General features: G+C 45.8%; 11 protein-coding genes. 8 read left to right on the plus strand and 3 right to left on the minus strand.

Annotation, left to right across the window (positions count from 1 at the left end):
* The first annotated feature begins 19 nt into the window (after positions 1 to 19).
* The 4 genes from yidD to KW844_RS02630 all read left to right on the plus strand — a co-directional run bounded on the left by yidD (position 20) and on the right by KW844_RS02630 (position 4,390).
* Complete coding sequence (yidD, locus tag KW844_RS02615) at positions 20 to 250, plus strand: membrane protein insertion efficiency factor YidD (protein ID WP_218375139.1); 231 nt, start codon at positions 20 to 22, stop codon at positions 248 to 250.
* A gap of 39 nt (positions 251 to 289) precedes the next feature.
* Positions 290 to 1,966, plus strand: coding sequence for a S41 family peptidase (locus KW844_RS02620; RefSeq protein ID WP_218375140.1), 1,677 nt, complete (start codon positions 290 to 292; stop codon positions 1,964 to 1,966).
* 230 nt (positions 1,967 to 2,196) lie between these two features.
* Positions 2,197 to 3,579 (plus strand): Gfo/Idh/MocA family protein, encoded by a 1,383-nt coding sequence (locus KW844_RS02625; RefSeq protein WP_218375141.1) that lies wholly within the window; start codon positions 2,197 to 2,199, stop codon positions 3,577 to 3,579.
* Between the two features lie 19 nt (positions 3,580 to 3,598).
* Positions 3,599 to 4,390 carry a DUF1080 domain-containing protein gene (locus tag KW844_RS02630; protein WP_218375142.1) on the plus strand — a complete coding sequence of 264 codons (792 nt, stop codon included), beginning with the start codon at positions 3,599 to 3,601 and terminating at the stop codon, positions 4,388 to 4,390.
* A gap of 93 nt (positions 4,391 to 4,483) precedes the next feature.
* Here KW844_RS02630 and KW844_RS02635 read toward each other — a convergent pair whose 3' ends face one another.
* The gene (locus KW844_RS02635; protein WP_218375143.1) at positions 4,484 to 5,086 is read right to left on the minus strand and encodes a superoxide dismutase; all 603 of its coding nucleotides are present in this window, start codon (positions 5,084 to 5,086) and stop codon (positions 4,484 to 4,486) included.
* Positions 5,087 to 5,347: 261 nt separating this feature from the next.
* Between KW844_RS02635 and KW844_RS02640 the strand changes: the two genes are divergently transcribed.
* The 3 genes from KW844_RS02640 to KW844_RS02650 all read left to right on the plus strand — a co-directional run bounded on the left by KW844_RS02640 (position 5,348) and on the right by KW844_RS02650 (position 7,663).
* Entirely contained in the window at positions 5,348 to 6,052 is a 705-nt protein-coding gene (locus KW844_RS02640; protein WP_218375144.1) for a LuxR C-terminal-related transcriptional regulator, read from the plus strand.
* A gap of 293 nt (positions 6,053 to 6,345) precedes the next feature.
* Positions 6,346 to 6,555, plus strand: a complete 210-nt coding sequence (locus KW844_RS02645) for a hypothetical protein (protein WP_073084319.1) — start codon at positions 6,346 to 6,348, stop codon at positions 6,553 to 6,555.
* A gap of 172 nt (positions 6,556 to 6,727) precedes the next feature.
* Complete coding sequence (locus KW844_RS02650) at positions 6,728 to 7,663, plus strand: SPFH domain-containing protein (protein ID WP_218375145.1); 936 nt, start codon at positions 6,728 to 6,730, stop codon at positions 7,661 to 7,663.
* Between the two features lie 90 nt (positions 7,664 to 7,753).
* Here the strand turns inward: KW844_RS02650 and KW844_RS02655 are convergent, their stop codons facing one another.
* Together KW844_RS02655 and ligA are read right to left on the minus strand one after the other, a co-directional pair.
* A complete protein-coding gene (locus KW844_RS02655) occupies positions 7,754 to 8,197 on the minus strand; it encodes a nucleoside deaminase (protein ID WP_255578127.1) in 444 nt (147 codons plus the stop codon).
* Between the two features lies 1 nt (position 8,198).
* The gene (gene ligA, locus KW844_RS02660; protein WP_255578128.1) at positions 8,199 to 10,271 is read right to left on the minus strand and encodes an NAD-dependent DNA ligase LigA; all 2,073 of its coding nucleotides are present in this window, start codon (positions 10,269 to 10,271) and stop codon (positions 8,199 to 8,201) included.
* A 205-nt stretch (positions 10,272 to 10,476) separates the two neighbouring features.
* Between ligA and KW844_RS02665 the strand changes: the two genes are divergently transcribed.
* Positions 10,477 to 11,199, plus strand: a complete 723-nt coding sequence (locus KW844_RS02665) for an NUDIX domain-containing protein (protein ID WP_245805703.1) — start codon at positions 10,477 to 10,479, stop codon at positions 11,197 to 11,199.
* Positions 11,200 to 11,884: the final 685 nt, after the last annotated feature.

Here is an 11,884-nt window from a genome sequence, read left to right on the forward strand (position 1 = left end):
TTATTGATAAAAGTAGTTTATGAACCGTGTTGTGCGTTGGTTGGGTTATCCTTTTATATTCCTCATTAAACTTTATCAGTGGCTGATCTCCCCGTGGCTGGGAGCCAAATGCCGCTATACCCCTTCCTGTTCCCATTACGGACTCGAAGCCTTTAAAAAATATGGCCTCTTCAAAGGAGGCTATCTCACCATAAAGCGTATCTTGTCATGCCACCCCTGGGGCGGCCACGGTTATGACCCAGTGCCATAACCCGCCATCGACTATTTGTTCAACTATCGCAACCTTCTTATGGGTAACTTCCTTACCAGAAAAAAGAAACTCATCTGCGGCATCCTGGTGCTGCTGATCACCGCTACCGGTATATTCGCCTTTGACGAAAACAATAAATACTTCCTGATCGTCAAAAACCTGGATATTTTCGCCGCTTTCTACCGCGAGCTGGATACTTACTACGTAGATGATCTGCCGCCGGAAAAGACTATCCAAAAGGGGATTGAGGCTATATTGGATGAAACGGATCCATATACCGACTTTATCGCCGAAGAAAACCTCGATGAGCTTAAATACATGGCCACCGGCAAATATGGTGGCGTAGGGGCTTCCATCAACACTAATGGCGACTGGACCAGCATTACCGACGTATATCCCGGCAGCCCTATGGATAAAGCCAACGTAAAGCCCGGTGATATCATCGAATCAATGGACGGCAAATCCATGAAAAACATCCCGCAGGACAGTATCAGCAAGCTCCTGAAAGGGAACCCGGGTACTACCCTCGATATCGTATTCCGCCACCCGCTGACCAATGCTACCACCACCAAAAAGATAGCACGACAGGAAATTAATGTGAAACCGGTATCCTACTCAGGATTTGTGAAAAACGATATTGGATACATCAAAATGACCCAGTTCACCGAAAACTCCGGTGACATGGTGCGTAAAGCCTTTGAACAACTTAAACGTACTAACCCGAACATTAAAGGCGTGATCCTGGACCTGCGCGGTAATCCCGGCGGCCTCCTCGATGAAGCAGTGACCGTTGCCAATACTTTCGTTGATAAAAATAAACTGATCGTAAGTACACGTGGGAAAGTGAAAAACTGGGACCGTACCTATGAAACAAGTGGTGCTCCTGCTGATGTACATGTTCCATTAGCAATCCTTACCAGTCGCACTTCCGCATCCGCTTCCGAAATTGTGGCAGGCTCCATGCAGGACCTGGATCGCGGCATCGTTGTAGGTCAGCGCTCTTATGGTAAAGGACTCGTACAAACCACCCGCAGTTTGCCCTATAACACCAAACTGAAAGTAACGACGGCAAAATATTATACGCCCAGTGGTCGCTGCATCCAGGCTATCGACTACTCCCACCGTGGAGAAGATGGCAGTGTGGACTATGTAGCCGACTCCATGCGGAAATCGTTTAAAACCATCAGCGGCCGAACCGTGAAAGATGGTGGCGGAATAGAGCCGGACGCAAAAGTAGATCCTACCTACCTGAGCCCGGTAGCTATATCGCTGTTGCGTAAACAGTTCATTTTCGACTATGGTACACAGTATTACTACAACCATCCGAAAATTGCTGCTGCTACTGCGTTTAGCTTTACTGACGCTGATTTCGACGATTTTGAACGTTTCCTGGAGAACAAGGACTATAGCTATAAAACACGTAGTGAAGATGCCCTGGAATCTTTCAAAACCACTGCCCAAAAAGAAAAATATTATGATGCAGTGTCCAAAGACCTGGAGTTGCTGGAGCAAAAGCTGAAGCACGACAAAAAACAGGACCTGTTGAAAAATAAGGAAGAGATCAAACGCCTCCTCGAAGAGGAGATCGTAAACCGGTATTACATGATGGAAGGCCGCATTGCTAAAAGCCTCCAGTCAGACAATGAAGTGAACAGAGCCATCGCATTACTGGTGGATCAGCCGGCATATAAGAAATTGCTGGCGCCGGCAAAATAAGTTGGCAGATATTTTTTTGGGAAGGAATCTACCGGGCCTGGGTCCGGTTGATTCCTTCCCTTTTTGCTGCTGGCTGAAGGCCGGCAGCCTCGGTTATCCCCGCGGTTTTTGCATCTGCCGCAGGCGGATGAAAAAACCGCCTATGTAAAACTTCTCCCTATACTTTGCAAGTATTGGCAATTGTCCCTATCTTAAGCTATCATCATTTTCAACAAGCTAAAAGGGTACTCATGCCAGTCAATTCCAACGAAAACTCCCGCAGGAATTTTATCAGCAAATTTGCCAAAGGGGTAGTAGGCGCATCACTGCTCCCCAACATCATTACGGCGGCTGATAGAAAGCGGAACATCGAATCACTATCACGACTAAACGAAAGGTACAGTGCCAATGATCAGATCCAGATTGCACTCATTGGTGCCGGCGGTATGGGCACAGCAGATGCCAACACTGCCATTACTGTACCGGGCGTTAAGCTGATTGCAGCCTGCGACCTGTACGATGGCCGACTGGCCGATGCCAAAAAGAAATGGGGTAATGACATCTTCACTACCCGCAATTACAATGAAATACTGGATCGTAAAGACATCGATGCCGTTATCATTGCTACGCCTGACTTCTGGCATAAAGAGATATCTGTGGCTGCCATGAACAAAGGAAAGTCTGTTTACTGCGAAAAGCCAATGGTACACGATATCACAGAAGGTCCGGCAGTAGTAGATGCGCAAAAGCGTAACAACGTGGTATACCAGGTGGGTAGCCAGGGTATGAGCTCCCTGGGTAATGAAAAAGCCAGGCAGCTGCTGGCAGAAGGTGCTATTGGTAAGCTCAATTACGCAGAGGGTTTCTGGGCACGCATGTCGCCAACAGGCGCATGGCAATACCCGATTCCTGCAGATGCCTCTACCAAAACGGTGGACTGGGAAGCCTACCTGAAAAACGCACCTAAGCGCGATTTCGACCCGCTACGTTTCTTCCGCTGGCGTAACTACCGTGACTATGGTACCGGCGTATCCGGCGACCTGTTCGTGCACCTGTTTTCAAGCCTGCATTTCGTAACCGGCTCCATAGGGCCCGACAAAGTAATGGCTACCGGTGGGCTGCGTTACTGGAAAGATGGAAGGGAAGTACCAGATATCATGCTGGGTATGTTCGACTATCCTGAAACTGCTATTCATCCTGCGTTTAACCTGTCGCTCCGCGTGAACTTCGTGGACGGTACCGGTGGTACCAACTACCTCAGAATGGTGGGTAGCGAAGGCTCTATGACGGTGGAGTGGGATAAGGTGACGCTTTATAAAAACCGCAACGAAGCGGATAACAATGATCCGCTGACCGCTGCTAAGAACAATGTTAATACCGGAAAATCGTATGTGTATGACCGTAAGTCCATGCTGCCACCGGAGAAGCTGGTGTATGAAGCAGAGCAGGGCTACAAAGGGGCGCACTTCGATCACTTCTATAATCTGTTCAATGCGATGCGTAACAAAGGTAAGGTAGCAGAAGATCCATTATTTGGCTTCCGCGCTGCAGCGCCTGCATTGCTGTGTAACGACAGCTATTTCAATAACAAGATCATCAAATGGGACCCAAACAACCTTAAAGTAGTGAGCTAAAAAATTAAATAGTATGAACATGAAAAAATTTATTGTACCCGTATTATCAGCCGTGGTGTTAACTGCTGCTTCCTGCGGGGGAGCCAACAATAGCTCCAGCGCTGATTCCGTGAAGGTGGAAAAAACCGATACCGCCGCAGTCGCTGCGGTAACAGCATCTGCAACCGATAACGTGCTCACCGATGCTGAGAAGGCAGAAGGATGGCAGCTGTTATTTAACGGTACCAGCAAAGATGGCTGGCATGGCTACAAAGGAAAAACTACCGAAACCTGGCTGGTGGAAAATGGTATTCTGCATTGCGTAGGCAGCGACACCGATAAAAGCGATAAGCGTGCGGACCTCACCAGTGATAAAGCGTTTGAAAACTTTGAACTGGATGCCGACTGGAAGCTGGCGGCCAAAGGTAATTCTGGTATCTTGTACCTGGTTACAGAAGAATTTGATGCACCTTATTTGAGTGGTCCGGAATACCAGATCATCGATGATAATAACTTCCCGGAAAAGCTGGAGGACTGGCAGAAAACAGGTGCTAACTACGCTATGAACCCTCCGTTGGTAGCGGCTTCTAACCCAATCGGGGAGTGGAACCATACTAAAATCACCGTTAATAAAGGCCATGTGGAACATTGGCTGAACGGGCAGAAAACGGCGGAATATACCATCAACAGTCCTGAGTGGAAGAGGAGCAAGGAGACCGGTAAATGGAAAGATGCAGCCGGATACGGCAAGGCTTCCAAGGGGATGATTGCGCTACAGGATCATGGCAGCGAAATCTGGTTTAAGAACGTGAAAATTAAAGAATTGAAGTAGGGGATACTGCCAGGTGCAGTTTACATCTCCCTAAAACAAAATAAAAAACCTCCCTGATAGATACCAGGGAGGTTTTTTTATCAGGTAGTATCCTTATGCTTTTTCGAACAGTGCAGTAACTGCATCCCAGTTTACTACATTCCAGAAAGCAGCCAGGTATTCCGGACGGCGGTTCTGGTATTTCAGGTAGTAAGCGTGTTCCCAAACGTCAACACCCAGGATAGGAGTGCCTTTTACTTCAGCTACGTCCATCAGGGGATTGTCCTGGTTAGGAGTAGAGGTAACTTCCAGTTTGCCATCTTTAACGATGAGCCATGCCCAACCGGAACCGAAGCGGGTAGCGCCGGCAGCGTTGAATTTCTCCTTGAAAGCATCGAAAGAACCGAAAGCGCTGTTGATAGCGTCTGCCAGTTTACCGGATGGCTGACCACCTTTGTTTGGGCCAATGATGTTCCAGAAGAAACTGTGGTTCCAGTGACCACCACCGTTGTTTCTTACCGCAGGGCTGATTTTGCCGGCGTTGGCTACCAGCTCTTCCAGGGACTTATTTTCGTTTTCAGTACCTGCAACAGCTTTGTTCAGGTTGTCAACATAAGCCTGGTGGTGCTTACCATGGTGGATTTCCATAGTTTGTTTGTCAATATGTGGTTCTAACGCATCTGTAGCGTAAGGTAAGCTCGGAAGTGTAAATGCCATAACTCAGTTTTTTATGGGTTTATAATATTTTTTTCGAGATAGTCGCCAAATTTACTGCCTATCTGGCTAAAAATCAATTAAGAATTTTGATACCCCTATCAATTATAAATATATAATCCTCGCATCACATGAATGGTTGACTTGGACATATGATTTTTTATTTTAAATTTACAGACACTCGGTTTAACAGGACGTAACACAGGCGTTTTCGTATATGCCTATATGTTGTGAGTTACCTATTGTTTGTTTAAAACGTTTAGTATGCAGACAGCCTCGGAATTAGGCCAGAACTTTTCCCTCTCCGCCTTGCAAAAGGAGAACGAGCAATTAAGGCATCGCGTGCAATGGCTGGAAGGTATCCTGCATCATGTACCCGCTATGTTGTATAGTTATGATAACAACAAGAAAAGTATAACCTGGTGTAATCAGGGCCTTGCAGAAGCATTTGGCTGCACACCCGCTGAACTGGAAGGGTTGGGAATGGACTTTTTCAAAAGTATCATGCATCCCGATGACTTTAAATTGGCCGCTGTGGCCCAGCAATCATTCCGGAATCATAAACAGCAATTCGGAGGCATTGTCAGAGTAAAGAAGCAGGGGGAAGACGAATACCGCTGGTTATTAGGCCTGGAAGTACCCTTTACGCAAAATGAAAACGGGGAGGTAGTAGAAATCATCTGCGCGTTCCTGGACCTGTCGGGCGCCATGGATACCAACGCAGCCCTCTCTGATGCCCTTGCAGAAATCCTGCGCCGGCAAAATGAAAACCTGTTGAATAAACTTACCGCCAGAGAAAAAGATGTACTGGCCCTCGCAGTACAGGGTTTAAACAATAAAGAAATCGCAAACACGTTAAACCTGAGTAGATATACTGTGGAAACTCATCGTAAAAATATCCGGCTGAAGTTAAAGGTGAGGAATAGCACTGAGCTGGTTTCACTTGCCCGGAAGATCGGATTTCAATAGCCAATAAGGAGAAAATAGTATCGGTTTTTTACAGACTTTTCTTGATAAAATTTGATGTCAACAAAATATTATACCTGTTGAATTTTTATCATTTAAATTGTATTTTTCTGAAAACCAAAGTATAAGAGTTCCAAAGCCGGTGTCGTTTTTGCTAAACATTGCTAAAAAAGTTCGAAAAATACCCAAGGTTGGGTATTTGCTCGCTTTTGATTCTCCAGTAATTTAGTAAAATAATATTATGTATGTTTTATTCGCATCCAGATATGATTATTGGCTGAAACACCCCTATCACTATGATAACCGAGGAAAGAGCATTTTACATTTTGCAGCTGGAACAAACGGCTTCTGCTGAAGAGATTGTAGCCCGTTACGAGAGTTTGAAAGATCAGTATAGAAAAATAAAAGATGAAACAGAGGATCTGAGAACCCGGCTTGCCTATCAATTGAAACAAATTGAATTAGATGACGTATTCATATTTTTCAGAAGAAAACAGAGGATTTGACTTAGCTTTTTAGATTTTCATTCGTTGTATTTTTAAGCTCAGTTCATCCATTGTTTGTCTTCAAACAAACAATCCTCAAAATAACCCCGTACCGGCTGTCCAACCCTGACTGGCAGGTGAATTTTATTTGCTTATATTTATGGATTCAAACCCTACCTAAACTGTAAAGCTTATGCAAATTGTTACGTATGTCATTATTCTATTGGCAGTCCTTTTTCTGTTGTCGTGTTTTGTGACAGTGCAGCAGGGAACCATTGCTGTAACCACCATCTTTGGAAAGTATAATCGTGCACTTCCTCCCGGTCTGAACTTCAAAATTCCCGTGATTGAAAAGGTTTTCAAGAGAATATCTATCCAAAACAGGTCTGTAGAGCTGGAGTTCCAGGCGATCACCATCGATCAGGCGAACGTATATTTTAAAGCGATGCTGTTGTATTCTGTATGGAACCAGCAGGAAGAAACGATCAAAAACGTGGCCTTCAAATTTATGGATGAGCGCAGCTTTATGCAGGCGCTGGTACGTACTATTGAAGGTTCTATCCGTGGCTTCGTGGCTACCAAACGCCAGTCTGAAGTGCTGGGCCTGCGCCGCGATATCACTGAACACGTAAAAGAGCAGATAGATCAAACGCTGGAAGAGTGGGGCTATCACCTGCAGGATCTCCAGATGAACGATATCACTTTTGATGAAGCTATCATGCGCTCCATGGCGCAGGTGGTAGCATCCAATAACCTGAAAGCTGCTGCTGAAAACGAAGGTCAGGCATTACTGATCACTAAAACCAAGGCGGCAGAAGCAGATGGTAACGCCATCAAAATTGCAGCAGAAGCAGAACGTCAGGCAGCGCAGCTGCGTGGTATGGGTGTGGCCCTGTTCCGCGAAGAGGTGGCCAAAGGTATGAGTCTTGCCGCTAAAGAAATGCAGCAGGCTAACCTGGATACTTCTGTTATCCTCTTTTCTATGTGGACGGAAGCGATCAAAAACTTTGCTGAAAACGGTAAGGGTAACGTGATCTTCCTCGACGGCTCTTCTGAAGGTATGGATAAAACCATGCAACAGATGATGGCCATGAATAAGCTGATGGATCCTGGATTTCCTAAGAAGTAAGGATTCCTGAACCTGATAAGAAAAAGCCTGATGTGTTATACACATCAGGCTTTTTTTATTGACGCAACATTCGGTTTCGTTTGGTGCGGTTTATTTTCTACGGGAAGAGAAGAATGTTTTCATCAGCGTCAGGCTTTCTTCCCGGCCGGGGCCCTCTTCCAGTTTGGTTTTTGGGTGAAAGGGAGATGTTGTACCCGTGGCGCGGCGATAACTGTTTTTATCATCTGGTGCGGCGTATACAATGCGGCCGATCTTACTCCAGTATAAGGCGCCTGCGCACATAAGGCAAGGTTCTACTGTTACGTATAGGGTAGCATCCATCAGGTACTTACTGCTGAGTGTATTGAAGGCTGCGGTTAATGCAATCATTTCCGCATGTGCCGTACAGTCGCTAAGCATTTCTACCTGGTTGTAACCACGACCAATAATACGTTCGTTAAGTACCACTACTGCACCAATAGGCACTTCCCCTGCGTCAAAGGCCTTGCGGGCCTCTGCGAGCGCCTGCTTCATAAAATACTGATCATCCATCATGCTACTGTATCATTGCCAGGAATTCATCTTCAGATAAGATCCTGATAGTATTGATTTTTTTTGCTTTTTCCAGTTTACTGCCGGCATCATCTCCTACAATGAGGTAGTTGAGCTTACTGCTTACCCCACTTACGATTTTGCCGCCGTGTGCTTCCACCATTTCTTCGGCATCGCTGCGTTTGAGCTTGTGGAGTGTGCCGGTAAACAGGAAGGTTTGACCACTCAGCTCTCCGGTGCCGGCAGCTGCACTCTTGGTGTTGTTCATGTTAATGCCCAGGGCTGCGAGCTTTTCCAATAGGTGTATATTATCCGCGTTACTGAAGAATTGTTTGATGGACCCTGCCACTTTAGGTCCTATATCTTCCAGTGATAATATTTGTTCTTCTGTAAACTCTGCCAGGTCCATGATATTGGTGACGGCATTGGCAAGTGTTTTGGCCGTTGTTTCTCCGACATAACGGATGCCCAGTCCAAATATCAAACGATGCAGCGGTTGCGATTTTGATTGTTCGACAGCCGTTTGCAGGTTCGTCAGTGACTTCTTCCCAAACCCTTCCAGCTGGCCTATTTTATCAAAGTCCAGTTCATAAATTCCGGGAATATCTTTCATCAGTCCCAGTGCATAAAACTTACGCACATTGCTTTCGCCAAAGCTCTTGATATCCATCGCATCTTTACTCACGAAGTGGATGATGCGTTCTACCACCTGGGCTTCGCAATTGATGTTGATGCAGCGCCAAACGCTTTCTCCTTCCGGTTTGAACAGTTTATCGTTGCATACCGGGCAATGGGTAGGGAATACGATATCCGTTTCAGTACCATCTCTCAGGTCGGCGTTGGACTTCACGATGTACGGGATTACATCGCCGGCTCTTTCTACCAGCACGGTGTCGCCAAGTTTAAGATCCTTTTCACGGATCACCTCTTCATTAAACAGCGAGATCGAAGAAACGGTAACACCACCGATATGTACCGGATCAATTTTAGCTACCGGCGTGATGGAACCGGTGCGTCCCACCTGGAACTCCACGGCGCGGAGCTTACTGCTGGACTGACGGGCTTTGAACTTATAGGCAATGGCCCAGCGGGGGTGGTGGGTGGTCATACCCAGTTTATCCTGCAGGGCGTAGTCGTTTACTTTAATGACCATGCCATCGATTTCATATGGCAGATTATCTCTTTCATTTTCGAACCAGAGGCAGTAGTCGATAACTGCCTGCACACCTTTTACTACTTTCTTTTCTTTGGCCGGGCTCCTGAATCCCAGTGTGGATAAGAGGTCCAGCGTGCCGCTATGTGTTTCCAGCTGTGCAGGTTCCGCTTTGCCCGGCTCCATGGTATGATAGCTCATATGATAGAGGAAGGCTTCCAGACCGCGTTTGGCTACTTCTGCAGGATCTACCATGCGGAGTGAGCCGGAGGCGGCGTTCCTTGGATTAGCCAGTGGTGGCTGGTTTTCGGCCATCCTCTTTTCGTTGAAGGCTTTGAAGGTGGTTTTATTAATCAGCACTTCGCCGCGTATTTCTATTTGTTGGATACCGTATTGCGAAAAGCGGGCAGACAGTGGAATACTGCGTATCTGGCGGATGTTGGTGGTGATGTCGTCACCGGAAATACCGTCGCCACGGGTGGCGCCGCGACTCAGCATATCATTTTCGTAGATCAGGGAAATGCTGGCACCATCGAATTTAGGTTCGATGCAATATTCAATTTCCGGGAGGCCTGCGGCCTCGCGGGCTTTGCGGTCCCAGTCGATCAGGTCATCTGCATTATAGGAGTTCTCCAGGCTGAGCATGGGCACGAGGTGCTGCACAGTAGGAAACTCTTTGGTAAGGCCTTTGGCTACGCGCTGGGTGGGACTGTCGGCGCTAACGAGGTCAGGGTGCAGTCCCTCCAGTTTTTTCAGCCAGGCAAACAGCTGATCATATTCATAATCGCTGAGTACAGGATCGCTTTGCACGTAATAACGCCAGTCGTTATACGAAATTACCCGGCGGAGGCCTTCCAGGGTTTCATCAATGGATTGGTGAAGCAGTTGGTCCTGCTGCTGGAGGGCCAGCAGTTGTTTGGCCATCTGGCTAAGGGTTATTTCAATATCTTTTGTATACATAGTCTTATTAACTGAGCTGTAAAAATAAACTTATCTTTTCTGCTGGCGAAGGCCAGCACTGGGTTAATGGAAAAAATACTGCTTAAAGTTTCAAAAATTTGGTAATTTTTAGGTTATTTGAAGCTACGTTTTTGAAAAGCAGCATTTTATTGTAATTCCACGTTAGTCTATGATGTCATCCATGTCCACCAAGAACATCAATACACACCTTGTTGAAATAAAGGATTATTTCAAGGTCGCCATTTCGGTCGACTGTGTGATCTTTGGTTTTAATAATGATGAGTTAAAGGTATTATTAATTGAGTCTGACCTGAAGGAATTCAAGGGCAACTGGTCGCTGTTGGGCGACATTGTGCGGCCTGAGGAAGAGTTGGATGCAGCCGCTTACCGGGTATTGAAGGAGCGCACCGGCCTGGAGGATGTGTATATGGAGCAGGTGCAGACCTTTGGTGGTATACAGCGCCATCCTGCCGGGAGAGTGATAACGGTGGCTTATTATTCCCTTGTAAACATAGAGCATGTGGAGCTGAAGATGTATAATAATGAGCTACACTGGCACAGCGTAAAAGATATTCAGTACATGGCGTTTGACCATAAACAGATCCTGGATACCTGCCATGAGCGGCTGAAGCAGCAGGTGATGGTACAGCCGGTCGGGTTTAATCTTCTCCCTAAAAAATTCTCACTCCGCGAGCTGCAAAACCTTTATGAAGCCATTTTAGATGTACAACTGGACAGAAGAAATTTCCGCAAGAAGTTTTTAAGTATGGATTTGCTGATGGACCTGAATGAGGAGGAAGCCGATGTGCCTCATCGTCCGGCCAAGCTATATAAATTCAATTTTGATAAGTACGACCAGCGTAAAAAGCGCTATTTGGGTATTGGCTTTTAAATACCATAAACTGATATTTTTTTATCACCTACTTAGGCCTTCAGAGATATCTCCGTTAAAATAAAATTTCTTTCAAATCCTTTACTGTAAAGGCTTAGGAGCCTGTTGCATGAATTTGTCATTTTTACAATTTTATTTTCCAAAAAAGGTTCGGAAAACTTTGTTTTTAACAAAAATTTAATTAAGATTGTGTAAGATATACACATCCTAAGAAATCATCTGTTTTTGATGATGCCATATTTGCCGAAAAGATAATCGCTAAAGTAATTGTTGTAATGACCAGTATGTAGAAATCCTTGTTGATCAGAAAAGTATCTATCTGATTTTTCTTACATCATTAATTAATTTAAAAATAAAGTTTTTCTCTATAGTTGATTTTATAATTCCACGTTATGAAACAAAAGGCTGCTTCGCATTTTTGCCTGGTGTCTTTTCCATTTAATTTCCCTTGTACTGCCCGTACAAGGGAATTTTTTTTAGGGAGATGCTAAGCCGGCAGGGGGCAAGTCCCCGGTCAACCGGTCAGTCCAATTGACCAGATTTATCGTGACGAGCAGATGCTGATAAAGCCTGGCCACGGCCACCAGCGGGCCGCACCCTATACTTCAGGACAACCTGAGCGCGTCCTGCAGGAGGGGGCAAAAAATCTCCCTTTTCGACAATTTTATTCATAAGCCAATCCTCT

It is taken from the genome of Chitinophaga sp. sic0106 (assembly GCF_019219075.1).
In the GTDB taxonomy this organism is placed as follows: Bacteria; Bacteroidota; Bacteroidia; order Chitinophagales; family Chitinophagaceae; genus Chitinophaga.

Excerpts from the sequence above, each read along its gene's own strand:
- ligA (WP_255578128.1), bottom strand. The coding sequence starts at position 10,271 with ATGGCCAAACAACTGCTGGCCCTCCAGCAGCAGGACCAACTGCTTCAC.
- KW844_RS02630 (WP_218375142.1), top strand. The coding sequence starts at position 3,599 with ATGAAAAAATTTATTGTACCCGTATTATCAGCCGTGGTGTTAACTGCT.
- KW844_RS02635 (WP_218375143.1), bottom strand. The coding sequence starts at position 5,086 with ATGGCATTTACACTTCCGAGCTTACCTTACGCTACAGATGCGTTAGAA.
- yidD (WP_218375139.1), top strand. The coding sequence starts at position 20 with ATGAACCGTGTTGTGCGTTGGTTGGGTTATCCTTTTATATTCCTCATT.
- KW844_RS02625 (WP_218375141.1), top strand. The coding sequence starts at position 2,197 with ATGCCAGTCAATTCCAACGAAAACTCCCGCAGGAATTTTATCAGCAAA.
- KW844_RS02645 (WP_073084319.1), top strand. The coding sequence starts at position 6,346 with ATGATAACCGAGGAAAGAGCATTTTACATTTTGCAGCTGGAACAAACG.
- KW844_RS02620 (WP_218375140.1), top strand. The coding sequence starts at position 290 with ATGGGTAACTTCCTTACCAGAAAAAAGAAACTCATCTGCGGCATCCTG.
- KW844_RS02655 (WP_255578127.1), bottom strand. The coding sequence starts at position 8,197 with ATGATGGATGATCAGTATTTTATGAAGCAGGCGCTCGCAGAGGCCCGC.
- KW844_RS02665 (WP_245805703.1), top strand. The coding sequence starts at position 10,477 with ATGATGTCATCCATGTCCACCAAGAACATCAATACACACCTTGTTGAA.
- KW844_RS02650 (WP_218375145.1), top strand. The coding sequence starts at position 6,728 with ATGCAAATTGTTACGTATGTCATTATTCTATTGGCAGTCCTTTTTCTG.
- KW844_RS02640 (WP_218375144.1), top strand. The coding sequence starts at position 5,348 with ATGCAGACAGCCTCGGAATTAGGCCAGAACTTTTCCCTCTCCGCCTTG.